This is a genomic window from Pseudarthrobacter humi (assembly GCF_024294965.1).
Classification (GTDB): domain Bacteria; phylum Actinomycetota; class Actinomycetes; order Actinomycetales; family Micrococcaceae; genus Arthrobacter; species Arthrobacter humi.
The window spans coordinates 1-17431 of record NZ_JANCLV010000006.1 but is presented as its reverse complement, the minus strand read 5'-3'; the positions used below and the strand labels follow the sequence as shown (position 1 = coordinate 17431).

15 protein-coding genes, 1 rRNA gene and 1 pseudogene are annotated in these 17431 nt (G+C 66.2%); 5 read left to right on the top strand and 12 right to left on the bottom strand.

Annotated elements, in window-relative coordinates:
* Nucleotides 1–18 precede the first annotated feature (18 nt).
* The gene (locus tag NFC73_RS10380) at nucleotides 19–1602 is read right to left on the bottom strand and encodes an NCS1 family nucleobase:cation symporter-1 (protein WP_254749932.1); all 1584 of its coding nucleotides are present in this window, start codon (nucleotides 1600–1602) and stop codon (nucleotides 19–21) included.
* Between the two features lie 229 nt (nucleotides 1603–1831).
* On the opposite strand from NFC73_RS10380, the pseudogene NFC73_RS10375 reads away from it, so the two are divergent.
* The 4 genes and pseudogenes from NFC73_RS10375 to NFC73_RS10360 all read left to right on the top strand — a co-directional run bounded on the left by NFC73_RS10375 (nucleotide 1832) and on the right by NFC73_RS10360 (nucleotide 6158).
* Nucleotides 1832–2492, top strand: a pseudogene (locus tag NFC73_RS10375) (GntR family transcriptional regulator).
* Nucleotides 2485–4005, top strand: a complete 1521-nt coding sequence (locus NFC73_RS10370; RefSeq protein ID WP_254749928.1) for an MmgE/PrpD family protein — start codon at nucleotides 2485–2487, stop codon at nucleotides 4003–4005. The pseudogene NFC73_RS10375 and the gene NFC73_RS10370 overlap by 8 nt, the downstream one beginning before the upstream one ends.
* Nucleotides 4006–4038: 33 nt before the next feature.
* Nucleotides 4039–4944 (top strand): methylisocitrate lyase, encoded by a 906-nt coding sequence (gene prpB, locus NFC73_RS10365; RefSeq protein WP_058929419.1) that lies wholly within the window; start codon nucleotides 4039–4041, stop codon nucleotides 4942–4944.
* Nucleotides 4945–5018: 74 nt separating this feature from the next.
* Complete coding sequence (locus tag NFC73_RS10360; RefSeq protein ID WP_141140071.1) at nucleotides 5019–6158, top strand: bifunctional 2-methylcitrate synthase/citrate synthase; 1140 nt, start codon at nucleotides 5019–5021, stop codon at nucleotides 6156–6158.
* Nucleotides 6159–6293: 135 nt separating this feature from the next.
* Here NFC73_RS10360 and NFC73_RS10355 read toward each other — a convergent pair whose 3' ends face one another.
* From NFC73_RS10355 to NFC73_RS10310, 10 genes are all read right to left on the bottom strand, one after another.
* Entirely contained in the window at nucleotides 6294–6779 is a 486-nt protein-coding gene (locus tag NFC73_RS10355; RefSeq protein WP_254749926.1) for an 8-oxo-dGTP diphosphatase, read from the bottom strand.
* A 30-nt stretch (nucleotides 6780–6809) separates the two neighbouring features.
* A complete protein-coding gene (gene xerD, locus NFC73_RS10350) occupies nucleotides 6810–7793 on the bottom strand; it encodes a site-specific tyrosine recombinase XerD (RefSeq protein WP_254749924.1) in 984 nt (327 codons plus the stop codon).
* Nucleotides 7793–8455, bottom strand: a complete 663-nt coding sequence (locus NFC73_RS10345; protein WP_254749922.1) for an NUDIX domain-containing protein — start codon at nucleotides 8453–8455, stop codon at nucleotides 7793–7795. Before NFC73_RS10345 ends, xerD begins: the two co-directional genes overlap by 1 nt.
* A 25-nt stretch (nucleotides 8456–8480) precedes the next feature.
* On the bottom strand, nucleotides 8481–10226 hold the full coding sequence (pyrG, locus tag NFC73_RS10340) for a CTP synthase (protein ID WP_254749920.1): 1746 nt from the start codon (nucleotides 10224–10226) through the stop codon (nucleotides 8481–8483).
* A gap of 88 nt (nucleotides 10227–10314) precedes the next feature.
* Nucleotides 10315–12054, bottom strand: a complete 1740-nt coding sequence (recN, locus tag NFC73_RS10335; RefSeq protein WP_254749918.1) for a DNA repair protein RecN — start codon at nucleotides 12052–12054, stop codon at nucleotides 10315–10317.
* A gap of 3 nt (nucleotides 12055–12057) precedes the next feature.
* Nucleotides 12058–13083 (bottom strand): NAD kinase, encoded by a 1026-nt coding sequence (locus tag NFC73_RS10330; protein ID WP_254749916.1) that lies wholly within the window; start codon nucleotides 13081–13083, stop codon nucleotides 12058–12060.
* Between the two features lie 13 nt (nucleotides 13084–13096).
* Nucleotides 13097–13909: a TlyA family RNA methyltransferase gene (locus NFC73_RS10325; protein WP_254749914.1), complete on the bottom strand. Its 813-nt coding sequence runs from the start codon at nucleotides 13907–13909 to the stop codon at nucleotides 13097–13099.
* 2 nt (nucleotides 13910–13911) lie between these two features.
* Entirely contained in the window at nucleotides 13912–14142 is a 231-nt protein-coding gene (locus tag NFC73_RS10320) for a hypothetical protein (RefSeq protein WP_254749912.1), read from the bottom strand.
* Between the two features lie 9 nt (nucleotides 14143–14151).
* The gene (locus tag NFC73_RS10315) at nucleotides 14152–15141 is read right to left on the bottom strand and encodes an HAD-IIA family hydrolase (RefSeq protein ID WP_254749910.1); all 990 of its coding nucleotides are present in this window, start codon (nucleotides 15139–15141) and stop codon (nucleotides 14152–14154) included.
* A gap of 6 nt (nucleotides 15142–15147) precedes the next feature.
* On the bottom strand, nucleotides 15148–16056 hold the full coding sequence (locus NFC73_RS10310; protein ID WP_254749908.1) for a tetratricopeptide repeat protein: 909 nt from the start codon (nucleotides 16054–16056) through the stop codon (nucleotides 15148–15150).
* Between NFC73_RS10310 and NFC73_RS10305 the strand changes: the two genes are divergently transcribed.
* Nucleotides 16009–17262: a hypothetical protein gene (locus tag NFC73_RS10305; RefSeq protein ID WP_254749906.1), complete on the top strand. Its 1254-nt coding sequence runs from the start codon at nucleotides 16009–16011 to the stop codon at nucleotides 17260–17262. The genes NFC73_RS10310 and NFC73_RS10305 overlap by 48 nt on opposite strands.
* A 63-nt stretch (nucleotides 17263–17325) precedes the next feature.
* Here NFC73_RS10305 and rrf read toward each other — a convergent pair.
* Nucleotides 17326–17431 (bottom strand): 5S ribosomal RNA (gene rrf, locus NFC73_RS10300); the annotation flags it as partial.

Below are 17431 nucleotides of genomic sequence, written 5' to 3'. Positions count from 1 at the left end.
CTTGCGCTTGGGGGCCGGTCAGTGCTTCGGTGCGACGGCGATGTGCTCGCCGTCGACGGCCTCGAACGGCGTGTGGCGGTCCATGATCAGCAGGTAGGTGACGGCGGCCAGGATCGCGCCGACGAACCAGGAGAAGCCGGAGATATAGGTGAACGCCGGGACTAGGGCCAGCACCAGCGCGACGATGGCAGCCGGTGTGCCCGCGATGACGGCCTTCCGGTTGACGCCACGGGTGTAGGCATACGCCCCGTCGGGGGAGTCCGAGTACAGATCCGGAATGTTGACCCTGCCCTTACGGACCAGCCAGTAGTCGGCCATGATGACGCCGAACAGTGGTCCCAGGAGGGCGCCCAGGCCGCCGAGGAAATAGACGATGACCACGGGCGAGTTGTACAGGTTCCAGGGCAGGATCACCAGGCCGATCAGTGCGGAGACCATGGCAGCGCGGCGGAAATTCAGCGTCCGCGGGAAGAGGTGGGCCAGCGTGTATATGGGTGCCACGAAGTTGGCCATGAGGTTCACGGCCACCGTCAGGATGATCAGGGCCAGGCAGGCCAGCACCAGCAGGAGCGTATTCGGGATGGCATTGACGACGTCGGTGGGCGACTCGATAACCCTTCCGTCGATCCTGTACTGGGCGCCGGCGAGGACAACGACGATCGCGGCGAAGAAGAGCATGTTGATGGGGATGCCGAAGAAGTTGCCCCGAACCACGGACCGCCCGGACGGTGCGCCCCGGGTGAAGTCGCAGAAGTTCAGTACGAACGTCCCGTAAACGACCACCCACAGCGCGGCCGACTGGAAAATCCGCACCCACATCACCGGGCCTGTCAGCGAGTCGGCGGTGGACCAGGCGATGGTCCCGCCGGCTTCCACCAACATCCAGACGGCCAGCGTGAGCATCGTGACCAGGATGATGGGGCCAGCGAACGCCTCGTACTTGCGGATCATCTCCATGCCGAAGCTCACGATCACCGTCTGCACCGCCCACAGCGAAACGAACGATATCCAGCCCAGCGTCGAGAGCCCGAGAAACGAGTCTGTATCGAGCGGTGCCAGCGACGGCGCGAGGGCCAGGATCAGCACACGGAGCACCACGGAGGCCAGATAGGTTTGGATGCCGAACCAGGCGACGGCCACGGCGCCGCGGATGATGGCGGGGATATTGGAGCCCCGGATGCCGAACGCGATCCTGCTCATGACCGGGAACGGCACGCCGGTCCGCTCGCCCATAAACCCCGAAAGGTTCAGGAGAAGGAACAGCAGGACGGCGCCGAGCAGGAAGGCGAGCATGATCTGCCAGGCGCCCAATCCCAAGGCGAACAATCCGATGGCAAACACGTAATTGCCCAGCGAGTGCACGTCGTTTGCCCAGAGCGTGAAGATGCTGTAGGCATGCCAGGTGCGCCCCTTGCGCGTGGTCGGCGCCAGGTCCTCGTTGTAGAGCCGGGGGCTTACGCCCGCGGGCACCTGGACCCGGGCGGCTGGCTCCCCCCTCACGATTTCCTCGACCGCGGGGTCACCGGTACCCCACGGCTCAGGGTCAATCAGATGCGGATGCCCGTGCTCGTCGTGGGCGCCGGGACCATGGTGATGGGACATGATGCAGACCTCCGTAGGACGGAAACGGCATTGCTGGACATGGCGCCAACTGTAGTCCGCCGGCGCGCAGTCAACGAGCCCCATCTTGTATCGCTGGGCCGTGCTGGACGAGGCGTCGAATGTATTTGTATACACAGATGACCTACTCGTGCCGGTTTACGCCAATCTGCTGGGCTAAATGGCAATTTGTGTATACACTGATCCTGAGCAGCGGATTGAAGGAGGGACCATGCGGGCCAGCGACAAAGCCTACGCAACGCTTCGCGAAGACATTATCGAATGGCGCCTGGCACCCGGGACGGTCCTTGCCGAGGTGGAACAGTCGGAGCGCCTGGGCGTCTCACGCACTCCGGTCCGGGAGGCGCTGAGCCGGCTCAGCGCGGAAGGACTGACGACGGCGGCGGGCGGCCGCGGCGTCGTCGTCACCGACATCTCGCTGGAGGACATCGATGAGATGTTCGAGCTCCGCGAAACACTGGAGGGCAAGGCAGCCGCCCTCGCTGCCGAACGCGGCGAGCGCGCGGTCTTTGAGAAACTCCACGCAGAGCTCCTGCGGGCGCAGGAGCTGATCAGCGACGCCGATCCCGCCCGGCACGAGTACTACGCCCTGGTGGGCCGGTTGGATGAGGCGATCGACGCCGCCATCTCCAACTCCTACCTCGCCCAGGCGATGCGCAGCCTGCGTGTCCATCTGGTCCGGGTCCGCCGCCTCGCCGCCGATGACGCCCCGCGACTGAACGCGGCCGCCGTCGAACACGCGGCCATCGCGGAGGCCATCGCAGCAGGCAACGCCAGGCTCGCCGAGGCAGCCACCACCCTGCACCTGCACCGCAGCCTTTCCCACGTCAAAGCTACCCATTCACAGCACTAAGAAGGAGCACCATGGTTAAGCTCAACCACGTCCGCGTCTACAAGAGCGAAGAGAACCTCCCCCGCGAGGAGCAGCTGGCGCACAAGATCGCCGTGGTCGCCGCCGACGCCGTCGAGGTCACGCCCGAAGTCACCGAGATGGTCATCAACCGTGTCATCGACAACGCCTCCGTGGCCGTCGCCTCCCTTAACCGCGGCCCGATCGTGGCTGCCCGCGCCCAGGCGCTGACCCACGCACCGACCACCAACGGCAAGGGCGCCGGCGTGTTCGGCATCACGGACCGGGTCTCCCCCGAGTGGGCAGCCTGGGCCAACGGCGTGGCTGTCCGCGAGCTCGACTACCACGACACGTTCCTGGCGGCCGACTACTCGCACCCCGGCGACAACATCCCGCCGATTCTCGCTGTGGGCCAGCATGTCGGCGCCAGCGGCAGGGACCTGATCCGCGGCATTGCCACCGGCTACGAGATCCAGGTCAACCTGGTCAAGGCCATCTGCCTGCACAAGCACAAGATCGACCACGTGGCGCACCTCGGCCCGTCCGCCGCCGCCGGTATCGGCACGCTCCTGGGCCTGGACGTCGAGACGATCTTCCAGTCCGTCGGCCAGGCGCTGCACACCACCACCGCCACCCGCCAGTCCCGCAAGGGCGAAATCTCCACGTGGAAAGCCCACGCACCGGCGTTCGCGGGCAAGATGGCGGTGGAAGCCGTGGACCGCTCCATGCGCGGCCAGACCTCCCCCGTGCCGATCTACGAAGGCGAAGACGGCGTGATCGCCTGGATGCTGGACGGCCCGGACGCCTCCTACGACGTCCCCCTGCCCGAGGCCGGCGAAGCCAAGCGCGCCATTATGGACACATACACCAAGGAACACTCCGCGGAATACCAGGCCCAGGCCTGGATCGACCTGGCCCGCAAGCTCCACACCGAGCACCCCGAGGCAACGGACCCGGCCAACGTGGCGTCGGTCCTGATCAAGACCAGCCACCACACGCACTACGTGATCGGTTCCGGCGCCAACGACCCGCAGAAATACAGCCCCACGGCCAGCCGGGAAACCCTGGACCACTCCATCCCATACATCTTCACCGTGGCACTCCAGGACGGCTCCTGGCACCACGTTGACTCCTACAGTCCTGAGCGTGCCGGCCGCGCCGACACCGTGGAGCTGTGGAACAAGGTCAGCACCGTCGAAGACCCCGAGTGGACCCGCCGCTACCACTCGCTGGACATCGCCGAGAAGGCCTTCGGCGGTTCCGTGGAGATCACCCTGAACGACGGCACGGTCATCACCGACCAGATCGCCGTAGCCGACGCCCACCCGCTCGGCGCCCGGCCGTTCGCCCGCCAGCAGTACATCAACAAGTTCCGCACCCTGGCAGCCGGCCTGGTCGCCGAGGCGGAAATCGAGCGTTTCCTCGCGGCCGCCGAAAGCCTCCCGGACCTGGGCCCGGGCGAACTGGACCAGCTGAACATCACCGCCGCTCCGGGTGTCATCGACCTCAGCAACGCACCCGCCGGCCTCTTCTAGGCTCTGCTCACCCACCCCGCACAGGAGAACCAGATGCTGTATTCCAAGACAACCCCGGAACAGAAGCGGATCGCGCTGCGCGACATGCTCGCGTCCGGCACCATCCAACAGTTCCCGGGTGCGTTCAACCCGCTCTCGGCGCGGCTGATCGAGGAAAAGGGCTTCGCCGGTGTCTACGTCTCCGGAGCCGTGCTGGCCAATGACCTTGGCCTGCCGGACATCGGGCTGACCACCCTCACCGAGGTGGCCACGCGTGCCGGGCAGATCGCCCGCATGACCGACCTGCCCACGCTGGTGGACGCGGACACCGGCTTCGGCGAGCCCATGAACGTGGCCCGCAGCATCCAGGAACTGGAGAACGCCGGCCTGGCCGGCTGCCACATCGAGGACCAGTTCAACCCCAAGCGCTGCGGGCACCTCGACGGCAAGAACGTTGTGGACCAGGACACGGCCACCAAGCGCATCCGTGCCGCGGCCGACGCCCGCCGCGATCCGAACTTCCTCATCATGGCCCGGACCGATATCCGCGCCGTGGAGGGAATCGAAGCCGCCAAGGACCGGGCACGGGCCCTCGTGGAAGCCGGTGCTGACGCCATCTTCCCGGAGGCAATGAAGGACCTGTCCGAGTTCCAGGCCATCCGCGACGCCGTGGACGTACCGATCCTGGCCAACATGACCGAGTTCGGCAAGAGCGATCTGTTCACCGTGGACCAACTGCAGGGTGTGGGCGTCAACATGGTCATTTATCCGGTGACGCTGCTGCGCATTGCCATGGGCGCAGCAGAGCGTACTCTGGAATCGATCAAGGCAACAGGGTCGCAGGAAGCACAGGTGGAGAACATGCTCACCCGTGCGCGGCTTTATGACCTTGTGGACTATGAGGCCTACAACCACTTCGATACCGGCGTTTTCAACTTCCAAATTCCCGGCGTCCGCTAGGACCCGGGAGCTATCAAGGAGACTGCAAGCACTCCGGCACATCCGGGCTTGCCCAATGAACGAAGGAGGACAGCATGGAAGCTGTTGATATCAAGAAGGGCCTGGCCGGCGTCGTGGTGGACTACACCGCGGTTTCGAAGGTCAACCCGGACACCAATTCGCTGCTGTACCGCGGCTATCCCGTCCAGGAGCTCGCCGCCAAATGCAGCTTCGAGGAAGTGGCCTTCCTCTTGTGGAACGGCGAACTGCCCACCCCTGAAGAGCTGTCCGCGTTCTCTGCCCGCGAGCGCGCCGGCCGCGCCCTTGATCCTGTGGTGAAGAAGATCGTCGACACGATTCCCACGACCGCCCACCCGATGGATGTCTGCCGGACCGCAGCATCCGTCATGGGCGCCCGGCACCCCCTGGCCGAGGACTCCTCGCCCGAGGCCAACATGGCCAAGGCCGTGGACCTCTTCGCCGCCATGCCCGCGGTGGTCGCCTACGACCAGCGACGCCGGCGCGGCCAGGAAGTCGTGGAGCCCCGGGATGACCTGGGCTACTCGGAAAACTTCCTGTGGATGGCGTTCGGCGAAGACCAGGTCCCGGAGGTCGTGGAGGCCTTCAACGTCTCGATGATCCTGTACGCCGAGCACTCCTTCAACGCCTCCACTTTCACCGCCCGCGTGATCACCTCCAGCCTGTCCGACCTCCACTCGGCAGTAACGGGGGCAATCGGCGCACTCAAGGGCCCGCTGCATGGCGGCGCCAACGAAGCCGTGATGCACACCTTCGACGAGATCGGCATCCGGCCCGAGGAATCACTGGACGAAGCCGCCGCCCGGGCAAAGGCCTGGATGGAGGACGCCCTGGCCCACAAGAAAAAGGTCATGGGCTTCGGCCACCGCGTCTACAAGCACGGTGACTCCCGCGTCCCTACCATGAAGGCCGCACTGGACAAGATGATCGCCCACTACGGCCGCCCTGAACTGCTGGGGCTGTACAACGGTCTCGAGCAGGCCATGGACGAGGCCAAGGCCATCAAACCGAACCTCGATTACCCGGCCGGCCCCACCTACCACCTGATGGGCTTCGATACAGCCACGTTCACTCCCCTGTTCGTGGCCAGCCGCATCACCGGGTGGACCGCCCACATCATGGAACAGGCAGCCAGCAACTCCCTGATCCGCCCGCTGAGCGAGTACAACGGACCGGACGAACGGCACGTTCCGTAATACCTCTGAACGCACGACGGCGGGCCGGTCACCTTTGCAGGTGGCCGGCCCGCCGTCGGCCGTTCCTCCGAGTTTTTGTCCAGATGATCCATCCAAACCGCCGCCCTAAAACCGCCGATAAGTGGACAAAACAACTCAGAGGGATGAGTAGTCCAGCACCTCGCGGACGGTCTCGTTGTCTTCGTTCAGGACCACTGTCAGGCGCAAGAAGGACCCGGCAAGCGCGAGCGGCAGCCAGTGCGCTGCGTCCTGCCACATCCGGTCCACCGGCAAGGCGCCGACGTCGAACCATTCCGGCCGGATCTCGGCACTTTCGGCCGGCTGCCCGGTCCAATTCGCTGCGACAAAGAGCCGCGAACTCATGTTCCACTCCGGGCGGGCAGGAAAATCGAAGGTCACCACGCCGGCGTCGCGCAGATCCTCCTGCCGGACCACAATCCCGGCTTCCTCGTGGACTTCGCGGCAGGCAGCCTCTGCATCCGTCTCCCCCGGCTCGACATGGCCGCCAAGGCCCACCACCTTGCCGCGGCCGAAGCCGGTCTTCTTCAGGCCGAGCAGGACCTGTGGCACACCGGCGGACTCACGGGTGAGGAAGCACAGGGTGACAGCGGTAAACGTCATGCCCCCAACCCTATAACCTGGCCGCCGGCGTCAGCCCAGCGCCCGGGGGTGGGCTGCTGCGTAGATTTCCCTCAGGGTGTCAGCCGTAACCAGGGTGTAGACCTGCGTTGTGGTAACTGAGGCGTGCCCCAGGAGTTCCTGCACCACGCGGACATCAGCGCCGCCTTCGAGCAGATGCGTCGCGAAGGAGTGCCGCAGTGTGTGCGGGGAAACATCCTTGGTGACGTTGGCTTTGTCCGCGGCCGCCTTCAGGATAGTCCAGGCGCTTTGCCGGCTGATTCTGCCACCGCGGGCGTTCAGGAACAGGGCGGGCGTTCCCTTTCCCTTCGCCGCCAGCAGTGGACGGCCGCGCACCAGGTATGCGTCCACAGCACGCGCCCCATAGGATCCCAGCGGCACCAGCCGTTCCTTGGATCCCTTGCCGAACAGGCGGACCACGGCGGGCCCGGATTCAGCCTCGTGCAGGGCGATGTCGTCAACGTCCAGGCCCACTGCCTCGCTGATCCTCGCCCCGGTGGAATAGAGAAATTCGAGCAGGGCGCGGTCCCTGAGCCCTGTGGCAGTGTCCGTGCCCGCGGCTTCAAGGATCCGGGTGACTTCGTCCACGCTGATGGCCTTGGGCAGCCGTTTGCCCGGCATCGGCGGGTGGACATCGCTGGCGGGGTCCGTCGGTGTGATCCCCTCCAGAGCCCAGAACTTGTGCAGTCCCCGGACGGCCACCACAGTCCTGGCAGCAGACCGGACGCCGAGTGCCGTGCCGCCGTCTGATCCGTCGTTGAGGGCCATCAGGAACCCTGTCACGTGGTGGCGGGTGATCTGGCCCGGGCCCTGGCAGCCCTCCGACGTCACGTAACGGGAATAACGTGCCAGGTCACGGCGGTAGGCGGAGAGTGTGTTGGCTGCCAGGCCGCGTTCCACGCCCATATGTTGCAGATACTCGGTGATGGCACGGTCGATGGCCGTCTGTGGCAGGACGGGCGGCGTCGGGGCTTCCGCCTCAGTGCTCGCCGTCATCAACGCTGGCTGGGGTGCGCAGGCCAGGGTGCATCCGCTGGACGCAATCCGGCAAAGCCGTCAGCTTTCGCCGCCGCGGCGGCCAGGATTCCGACGACGGCGGACGGGTTGTGCAGCCTGCCTTCCAGGACCGCGGCCACGGCGTCGTCCAGGGCGATCCAGTGGAACTCAATCTCGGCCTCCTCATCGGTCCGCTCATGGCGTTCGTGGTGAGGCACGTCCGTGAGGTCCCGGGCGAGGTAGATGCGGATGGCCTCGCTGGAGGAGCCCGGCGAGTTGAAGAAGTCCACCAGGACGTTCCATTCGCCGGCCGCGAGGTCCGCCTCCTCGGCGAGCTCGCGGGCAGCACCCGCCACAAAATCCTCGCCCTCCACATCCAGCAGGCCGGCCGGGATTTCCCAAAGGTCCATGCCCACGGGGTGCCGGTACTGCCTGATCAGCAGAACCTCGCCGGCACCGTTCATGGGCAGGACGGCCACGGCGCCAGGGTGGTCGATGTAGTCCCGGGTCAGGGACTCCCCCGCTTCGCTCAGCTGGAAGCTGTCGCTGACTACATCCCAGATCCGGCCTTCGTAGACCTTCTCCGTAGACAGCAGACGGCGCGGGCTCGGTGCATCCGAAACCTGCCGTGCAGCTTGGGGGGTTTCAGGTGTGCCGGGCATCGCGCCGTCCTCTACGTATTCGGTTTTATTTTGCGGCAACCGTACGCAACGGCTTGGCTGCCGGCGCGTCCTGTGCGTTCTGGTGGTCCAGGGCGGCCTTGATGAGCCCGGCGAAGAGCGGGTGCGGCCGCGTGGGCCGTGAGCTCAGTTCGGGGTGCGCCTGGGTTGCCACGTAGAACGGGTGGACCTCGCGGGGCAGCTCAACGAACTCCACGAGCTTGCCGTCCGGTGACGTTCCCGAGAACACGAGGCCCTCGGCAGCGATCTGGTCGCGGTACTTGTTGTTGACCTCGTAGCGGTGCCGGTGGCGTTCGCTGACCGTGGTCTTGCCGTAGGTTTCCGCGATGACCGAGCCGTCGTCGAGCTTTGCCTCGTACAGGCCCAGGCGCATAGTGCCGCCAAGATCGCCCTTGCCGTCCACGATGTCCAGCTGTTCTTCCATGGTGGCAATCACCGGGTACTTGGAATCCGGTTCGAACTCGGACGAGGAAGCCCCTTCGAGGCCCACCACGTTGCGCGCATATTCGATGACCATGCACTGCAGGCCCAGGCACAGGCCCAGGACCGGCAGCTTGGTTTCGCGGGCGTACTTCAGGGCGCCCAGCTTGCCTTCGAGGCCGCGGATGCCGAAGCCGCCGGGAACGCAGATGGCGTCCACGCCGTCCAGGGACGCCACGGCGCCTTCATGGGTTTCGCACTCATCCGACGGAACCCAGCGGATCTTGACCTTGGTGTCGTTGGCGAAGCCGCCGGCACGCAGGGCCTCGGTCACGGACAAGTAGGCGTCAGGCAGGTCGATGTACTTGCCCACCAGTGCGATTTCCACGTGGTGCTTGGGGTTGTGGACTGCTTCGAGCAGCTTGTCCCAGCTGGTCCAGTCAACGTCCTTGAACGGCAGGTCCAGGGCGCGGACGATGTAGGAATCCAGTCCCTGGGTGTGCAGGGTCTTGGGGATGTCGTAGATGCTGGGGGCATCCGGGCATCCGATGACGGCTTCGATATCGACGTCGCACATGCGGCCGATCTTGGCGCGCATGGGCTCGGGGACTTCGCGGTCCGAGCGGATCACGATTGCCTCGGGCTGGATGCCGATGGAGCGCAGGGCTGCCACGGAGTGCTGCGTCGGTTTGGTCTTCAGTTCCTGCGAGGGTCCGATGTAGGGCACCAGGGAGACGTGGACGAAGAAGACGTTGCCGCGGCCGATGTCCTGGCGGACCTGGCGGGCCGACTCGAGGAACGGCTGCGACTCGATGTCGCCGACAGTGCCGCCGATTTCGGTGATGATGACGTCCGGGGCGTTCTTGCCTTCGGCCGGAAGCCGCATGCGCCGCTTGATCTCATCGGTGATGTGCGGGATGACCTGGACCGTGTCACCGAGGTATTCGCCGCGGCGTTCCTTCGCAATCACCGTGGAGTAGACCTGGCCGGTGGTCACGTTGGCGGAGCCCTCGAGGTTTTCGTCGAGGAACCGCTCGTAGTGTCCGATGTCCAGGTCCGTCTCGGCGCCGTCGTCGGTGACGAAGACCTCGCCGTGCTGGAAGGGGTTCATCGTGCCCGGATCCACGTTCAGATAGGGATCGAGCTTCTGCATAGTTACAGACAGGCCGCGTGCCCGCAGGAGGTGGCCGAGGCTCGAAGCCGTCAGCCCCTTACCGAGCGAGGACGCCACACCACCGGTTACGAAGATGTGTTTGGTCGTCTTGGACGAGCCCGGGAACCGGGAATTTACACGGGAATTTGATCGCTGCACCACGGAATTCGAGCCTATCATCAATTGAGCCTTTCCCCGATCAGGAACTGTCTCCCCAAATGATCCAGTGTGCAGGGCGAGGCGCCCTGCGATCAAGGGGTATCCGCCGTCAGGCCCGCAGCGGCAGCAGTTTTGCGTCGTCCAGCAGCTCCTGGGCGTGCGCCTGGGCCGATTCCGAATCCTCCTGGCCCGCCAGCATCCGGGCGAGTTCCCGCACACGCTCCGGGCCGTCGAGGAGGCGAACATCACTGGACGTGAACCCGGTGGCGGTGCCGCCGTCGGCCCCTCTGACGGATGTCTTGGTGACGGTGATGTGCTGGTCCGCGAAGGCTGCCACCTGCGGCAGGTGCGTGACCACCAGGACCTGCACGTGCTGTGCCAGCATGGCCAGCCGGCGGCCAATCTCGACGGCGGCCCGCCCGCCGACCCCGGCGTCCACCTCATCGAACACAAACGTAGGCACCGGATCCACGGCGGCCAGCACCACCTCGATGGCCAGCATCACGCGGGACAGTTCGCCGCCGGAGGCGCCCTTGCCCAGCGGACGGGCCGGCGCTCCGGAGTGCGGCTGGAGCAGGAACGTGATCTCGTCCGCTCCATGCGGTGTCAGCTGGGCGGACGCCTCACGGGTGATCACCAGGGTGGCGTCGGCCATGGCGAGTGCCTTCAGCTCCGCGCTGACCCGGCCGGACAGGTCCTTGGCAGCCTTGGCCCGGATCTTGCTGACGGCGGCTGCCTGCTTCTGCAGCTCCGCTTCGGTCTTGACCACGTCCGCGTCCAGGGCTTCGATCCGGGTGGAGTCGTCCTGCAGCTCGTCGAAGCGGACGCGGGCCGTTTCCGCCCACACCAGGACTTCGTCAATGCTGGGGGCGTACTTGCGGACCAGCGTGGCCAGGGCGGCCCGCCGGTCCTCGATCTCAGCGAGGCGTTCGGGGCCCTCCGAGTCCAGGCCGGCCTGGTAGCTGGCCAGCTCCGTGGCGATGTCGTTGAGCAGGAACCCCACTTCGGCCAGGCGTGCTGCGGCGGACCCGAGTTCGGCGTCATGCTCGGCCACGTGCTCCAGGGTCCTTTTCGCGACGTCCACGAGGGTGGTGGCGTCGCCCGCGTCACCGTAGTCCTCCGCGATGAGCGCCTGGTGCGCCGTGTTCGCCGCAATCCTCAGCTCTTCCACGTTGGCCAGTTTCACAGCCTCCGCCTTAAGGGATTCGTCCTCCCCCGGCTGCGGATCCACGGTGCTGATCTCGGCCAGGGCGACTTCCAGCGATTCTGCCTCGCGGAGCCTGTCGCGGGCGGCGCTGCGCAGGGTTTCCAGCTCCGCCTGGCTGGCCTTCCAGTGGCCGTAGAGCGCCTGGTAGGAGGCCATCGGGCCCGCCAGTGCATCGCCGGCGAATTTGTCGAGGGCGCCGCGCTGGGCGGCCGCCCCCTTCAGCCTGATCTGGTCCGACTGGCCGTGGACCACCACGAGGGTTTCACCGATCTCCGCCAGGACGCCCACCGGGGCGGCGCGCCCGCCCAGGAAGGCCCGGCTGCGCCCGTCCGCACCGAGGCGGCGCGCGAGAATAAGCTCAGCGCCGCCGTCGAACTCCTCCACGTCGGCACCCGCTTCCACTGCCCGGGCAATCGCCGGATGCCCGGCGTCGAGCTTGAGGACGGCCTCCGCCGTGGCGCTCTTCGCGCCGCTCCGGACCGCGCCGGCGTCGGACCTCGCCCCCAGCAGGAGGCCGACGGCGGTGACCACCATTGTTTTGCCGGCTCCGGTTTCGCCGGTGACGACGCTCAGCCCGGGGCCCAGCGGCAGCGTGGCGTCGGTGATGACGCCCAGATCGCGGATTCTCAGTTCTTCAAGCATGGTTCACTTTGCGGTCGCGGGATCGGTATCGTCCTCCGGCTGGTCGCCGGAGGCAAGCTGGAGCGGCGGCCTGGGCCGCGGCGTCCGGACGATCGGGATGGGTCCGGTGTGGATGGTCTCCGACTGCGGCACGGGGCCGCGCCAGCCGTGAATGGGGAGTTCGAATTTGCGGACCAGACGCGCTGAAAAGGGCGTCTGGTGCGTCCTGGCCAGCCGGACCGGAGTGGCGGACTTGGTCACTTCAACCCGGGCGCCGGGCGGCAGGTCCACGGAGCGCCGGCCGTCGCACCAGAGCACACCCTGGGCACCGGTGCGGGTGAGGACTTCCACGGCCAGCCGGGACCGGGGCGATACCACCAGCGGTTTGGCAAAGAGCGCGTGGGCGCTGATGGGAACAATCACCAGGGCCTCGACCTCCGGCCACACGACGGGCCCGCCGGCGGAAAACGCGTACGCGGTGGAGCCCGTGGGGGTGGCCACGACCACGCCGTCGCAGCCGAAGGAGGTCAGCGGGCGCTCGTCCACTTCGGTCACCACCTCGATCATGCGTTCGCGGTTGGCTTTTTCGATTGCGGCCTCGTTCAGGGCCCAGGTGTGCCAGATCTTCTGGCCGCGGACCCAGACCTGGACGTCGATGGTCATGCGCTCTTCCACCGTGTAGTCCCGTCGGGCAATCCATTCCACCGTTTGGGCAAGGTCCGCCCGCTCGCTCTCGGCCAGGAAGCCGACGTGGCCAAGGTTGACGCCCAGCAAGGGTACGTCCACCTCCCGCACCAGCTCCGCGGCGCGCAGGATAGTGCCGTCACCGCCCAGGACCATCACCAGCTCGACGTCCGGCAGCTGTACGTGGTCGTGCAGGATCTCCACCGGCTGCGTGAGCTGCCCGAAGAATCGTTCCATGTCACGCAGCTCGGACTCCTGCATGACAGGAACAATGCCGGAGTCATGCAGTTGGGCGCAGGCTTCCCAGGCGGCCTTCAGTGACTCCTCGCGGCCAGTGTGGGCAAGGACAAGTACTCGCCTGCTCATCGCGTTCCGCTTTCTAGTGGTTCGGCCAGATTCGGCCAAGCAATCCGTCAATGGCTGCGAGGCGCTCTTCGATCTTAGGCAGTTCTTGGGTCATCCTGCGCTTTATCCACAGGAAGTATTCGACGTTTCCGTCCTGGCCCGGCAGCGGACTGGCCGCCAAGCCGCATAAGTCCAGTCCGGCGTCGAGCGCCGCATTGGCAACTTTTTCCACTGCCATCCGGCGTTCGCGCTCGGAGGTGACGACGCCGGTGCGGCCCAGCCGGTCCTTGCCGATCTCGAACTGGGGCTTCACCATCAGCACCAGGTCGCCGCCGGGCTGCGTGCACAGCGCCAGGGGCAGGACCACCAGGGTGAGCGAGATGAAGGAGAGGTCGGCCACCGTCAGTCCGGCCTGGCCGCCGATGTCCTCCGGCGCCATGTACCGCACGTTCATGCCTTCGTGCACGGCTACGCGGTCATCGGCGCGGAGCTGCGGGACGAGCTGGTCATGGCCGACGTCGACCGCCACCACGTGTGCCGCACCGCGCCGCAGGAGCACCTCGGTGAAGCCGCCGGTGGAAGCGCCGGCGTCCAGGCACCTTTTGCCCGCAACCGTGACGTCCGGGAATACGTCCAGAGCGCCGGCGAGCTTGTGCCCGGCCCGGCTGACGTAGCTGTCCTCTTCCGTGTGCTCGACCGACAGGTCCTTGCCGTCGTCGACCTGGAGGGACGCCTTGGACAGGACCTGCCCGGCCGAGCTCACCTTGCCCTCGGCAATCAAGGAAGCAGCGTGTGTCCGGGACCTGGCCAGGCCGCGGGCGACGAGCGCCTGGTCAAGTCGTGCCATGCTCAAGCTTCTCCTTCGCCGTTTAGGGCCTCTTCGTTCAACGCGTGCAGCAGGGCATCGTGGAGGTCGCCGTAAACAGCCTCATGCTCAGACACGGGCAAGCGTTCGACACCGTCCAGCGCGGCCATTATCGCCGCAATGGTTGGATCGGTGGTTGCCGGCGCCGCCGTGTCCGGCCATTCCGGCGTTGGCTGGGCTGCTTCCGGATGGTGCGGTTCGTTCAGCTCAGTCATTGGACCAGTCTAATGATTGCGCCACTCGAGTTTGGGTCCGGTGGGCAGTGCGGCGTCGGGGACCGCAGTCCACCAGGCGGCGCAGGCGGCCCGCCACGAATCCAGGTCACCTTCGCTGCCGCTGACGTGGATGGTGTCACCGCTGACCCGCGCAGTGGAGGCCCCGCAGCGGTGGGTTCCGTCAGTGTGGTCCAGCGCCGGGTAGGGGCGGTGGAGGTCGCTGAGCTCGCTGATGATGTAGTCCGGGCGCTCCGCAGTGCGTGCGGCCAGTATGGTTTCCCGGGTGTCGACGCCGGTCAGCACCGCCACCGTGGCAAACCCGGCGTTGTTGCCGCCGAGGATGTCGGTGTCCAGACGGTCGCCCACCACCAGCGGGCGGTCCGCCGCGAGCCGTTTGGCGGCTGAATGGAAGAGCGGGGCCTCCGGCTTGCCGGCAACCCGCGGCGTCTGTCCGGTGGCGGCGGCTACTGCAGCCACCAGGGTGCCGTTGCCCGGGGCTATGCCGCGTGCCTGCGGAATTGACATATCGGTGTTGGTAGCGATCCACAGTGCTCCGGCCGACACGACGTACGCCGCCTCGGCAAGATCCTTCCAGCCGATCCCGGGATTGAATCCCTGGACCACGGCCACCGGATCCTCGTCCTGGCTGTAGACAGGCGTCAGTCCCACCAATTCGATTTCCTGCGCCAGAGCGGGGCTGCCGGTGATCAGCACCCGCGCTCCGGGGGCGACGAGTGACGCCAGAAGTTCGGCCGAGGCCTGCGAGGAACTGACCACCTGGTCGTCGTCCGCCGGTGCACCCAGTTCACGGAGATGCGCCGCTACCTGCGCCGGGGTGCGGGAGGCATTGTTGGTGACATACCCCAGGCCAATGCCCAAACCCTCCAGTTGCCGCAGCGAGTCCACGGCGCCGGGGATGGCGTGCTGCCCGGCGTAGACCACGCCGTCCAGGTCCGCCAACAGGGCGTCGAACAGGGAAATCAGTGGAACTTCAGTCATAGCGGGCTAGCTGTCCCGTCCGTCAGAGTGGCCATCGACGCCGTTGCTGCTGTCGTCCGCTTCGCTGTGCTCTTCCCCATCACGCCCGGCTTCACGGTGCTCGGCTTCATTGTGCTCGGCGTCGCCGGCTTCCAGCTCATCTGCTTCGAGGGAATCCTCGTCAGACTCGGCGTCATCGGACTCGAAGAAATCCGCTTCCACGTCGTCGATGTCTGCATCCACGGCGGCTGCCTCAACGGCAGTCTTGTCCGCGGCTGCTTCGGTTCGGGCAGCAGGCGTGGCAGCAGCGGCTTCGGCTCCTGCGGCAGCGCGCTCCAGCAGGCGCCGGCGCTGGGCTTCCTCGCGGGCTTCCTCTTCCTCGTCCCAGCCGAGGTCCACGATGTCGGGTTCCTCATCGACGCCGAGGCCCAGGGCATTTTCAGCCACAACTGCCTGCTTCTGCCATTTTGCCGCCTCATCTTCGCGGCCAACGGCCGACAGGGCGTTGGCGTACGCCCGGAACAGCCGCGGGCTGTAGGAGAACGCCCGGTTAATATCCAGCTGGGCAATTTCAAGTTCTGCTACGGCAGCGTCCAGCTGTCCGAGGTCAGTCCGTGCACCTGCCGCGACGATGGCCAGTTCCACTTTGCCGGGGGCGTCCAGGTCTTTGGCTTCCTCGGACCGCACCACGTCAAGGGCACGGTCAGGCCGGCCGAGTCCGCGTTCGCAGTCTGCCATCACGGGCAGGTGGACGTTTGAACCGCTGATGCGGCGGTAGGTCCGGAATTCGCGCAGTGCTTCGCCGTAGTGTCCTGCCGCATAAGCGGTGAGTCCGACGGCTTCACGGACGGCAGCCAGCCGGCCACCACGCCGGCTCGCGGCGAGGGCATGCTGGAAAGCCAGCTCGGGCTCTTCGTCGATCAGGCGTCCGGCCATTACCAGGTGGCGGGCAACCCACTCGGCGCTCTTGTCTTCCAGGGTCTTGATCTGGTGCTGCGTAGCGCGGTCAAGCTCCTTGCCCGTGACATCCTCATCGATTTCCGGGGAACGTTCGCGGTCCGGGCGGTTGGCGCTGCGAAGATCACGCGCATTGGGTACACGGACCGGGCGGTCTTCCGCACGGTCCCTGCCGAACTGCCGGGGGCCGGAATCACCGCGGTCGAAACTGCGGGGGGCACGGTCCTGGCGGTCACCAAAAGGCTTGCGGTTGTCGCCACCGGAGAACCCACGACGCTCACCGTCACCTTCGCGGCGCGGACGGTCACCGTAGGGCTTGTTGTCACGGTCACCATAGGGTTTACGTTCGCCGCCGCCAAAGCCGCGACGCTCACCGTCACCCTCGCGGCGCGGACGATCACCAAAAGGCTTGTTGTCACGGTCACCGTAGGGTTTACGTTCGCCGCCGCTGAACGGTTTCCGGTCTCCGCTGCCGAAGCTGCGACGCTCGCCATCGCCCTCGCGGCGCGGACGGTCACCAAAAGGCTTGTTGTCACGGTCACCATAGGGTTTACGTTCGCCGCCGCCAAAGCCGCGACGCTCACCGTCACCCTCGCGGCGCGGACGATCACCGAAAGGCTTGTTGTCACGGTCACCGTACGGCTTCCGCTCACCACCGCCGCCGCCTGTGAACGGTTTCCGTTCTCCGCCGCCGGTGAATGGCTTGCGCTCTCCTCCACCGAAGGTCCGACGCTCGCCATCACCTTCGCGGCGCGGACGATCACCAAAAGGCTTACGTTCGCCGGAACCAGGCGTGCGCTTCGGAGCGTCTGGGTTACGGTCTTCGCGGGAACGGAATCCGCGCGGGTCGCCGCCAGAATTGTTGTTGCCGCGGAAAGGACCGCGGTCCTTGCCGCCGCGGTTGCCGCCGTTGTGCTCAGCCATGGGGATTCCTCCTGTTATGAGCCGACCACTGGCGCAATCGCAGCCGCTCGTTCCGTGTTTCGTTATCCTACGCAACCCGAAATCAAGCGCTTCGAAGTCCGTACATCTCAGTCAATTCTAGGCGAGACCCCGCCAACAGATGACATGGATCCGTCTCCAGACCGCCTCCGTGGGAATGTTCACACTCCCCGGCGGACGCTCTCGCACGTTCTGCGGGTTTCCGGCGGACGCTCTCGCAGTTCCTGTGTGTTTGGGCCGTGAGGGGCCGTTAAATGGGAGTGCCCCCCAACCTGGTGGTTGGGGGGCACTCGACCTGTAATGATGTTCCGGCGGTGACCTACTCTCCCACACCCTCCCGGGTGCAGTACCATCGGCGCTGTGGGTCTTAGCTTCCGGGTTCGGAATGGGACCGGGCGTTTCCCCCACGCTA

What these genes read in the sequence shown, in the direction of transcription:
- xerD (WP_254749924.1), bottom strand. Translation starts at nt 7,793, where the DNA reads ATGACGGCGAGCACTGAGGCGGAAGCCCCGACGCCGCCCGTCCTGCCA.
- NFC73_RS10370 (WP_254749928.1), top strand. Translation starts at nt 2,485, where the DNA reads ATGGTTAAGCTCAACCACGTCCGCGTCTACAAGAGCGAAGAGAACCTC.
- NFC73_RS10315 (WP_254749910.1), bottom strand. Translation starts at nt 15,141, where the DNA reads ATGACTGAAGTTCCACTGATTTCCCTGTTCGACGCCCTGTTGGCGGAC.
- NFC73_RS10305 (WP_254749906.1), top strand. Translation starts at nt 16,009, where the DNA reads ATGCTGGAAAGCCAGCTCGGGCTCTTCGTCGATCAGGCGTCCGGCCAT.
- NFC73_RS10345 (WP_254749922.1), bottom strand. Translation starts at nt 8,455, where the DNA reads ATGCCCGGCACACCTGAAACCCCCCAAGCTGCACGGCAGGTTTCGGAT.
- recN (WP_254749918.1), bottom strand. Translation starts at nt 12,054, where the DNA reads ATGCTTGAAGAACTGAGAATCCGCGATCTGGGCGTCATCACCGACGCC.
- NFC73_RS10320 (WP_254749912.1), bottom strand. Translation starts at nt 14,142, where the DNA reads ATGACTGAGCTGAACGAACCGCACCATCCGGAAGCAGCCCAGCCAACG.
- NFC73_RS10325 (WP_254749914.1), bottom strand. Translation starts at nt 13,909, where the DNA reads ATGGCACGACTTGACCAGGCGCTCGTCGCCCGCGGCCTGGCCAGGTCC.
- NFC73_RS10355 (WP_254749926.1), bottom strand. Translation starts at nt 6,779, where the DNA reads ATGACGTTTACCGCTGTCACCCTGTGCTTCCTCACCCGTGAGTCCGCC.
- pyrG (WP_254749920.1), bottom strand. Translation starts at nt 10,226, where the DNA reads ATGATAGGCTCGAATTCCGTGGTGCAGCGATCAAATTCCCGTGTAAAT.
- NFC73_RS10360 (WP_141140071.1), top strand. Translation starts at nt 5,019, where the DNA reads ATGGAAGCTGTTGATATCAAGAAGGGCCTGGCCGGCGTCGTGGTGGAC.
- NFC73_RS10310 (WP_254749908.1), bottom strand. Translation starts at nt 16,056, where the DNA reads ATGGCCGGACGCCTGATCGACGAAGAGCCCGAGCTGGCTTTCCAGCAT.
- NFC73_RS10380 (WP_254749932.1), bottom strand. Translation starts at nt 1,602, where the DNA reads ATGTCCCATCACCATGGTCCCGGCGCCCACGACGAGCACGGGCATCCG.
- NFC73_RS10330 (WP_254749916.1), bottom strand. Translation starts at nt 13,083, where the DNA reads ATGAGCAGGCGAGTACTTGTCCTTGCCCACACTGGCCGCGAGGAGTCA.
- prpB (WP_058929419.1), top strand. Translation starts at nt 4,039, where the DNA reads ATGCTGTATTCCAAGACAACCCCGGAACAGAAGCGGATCGCGCTGCGC.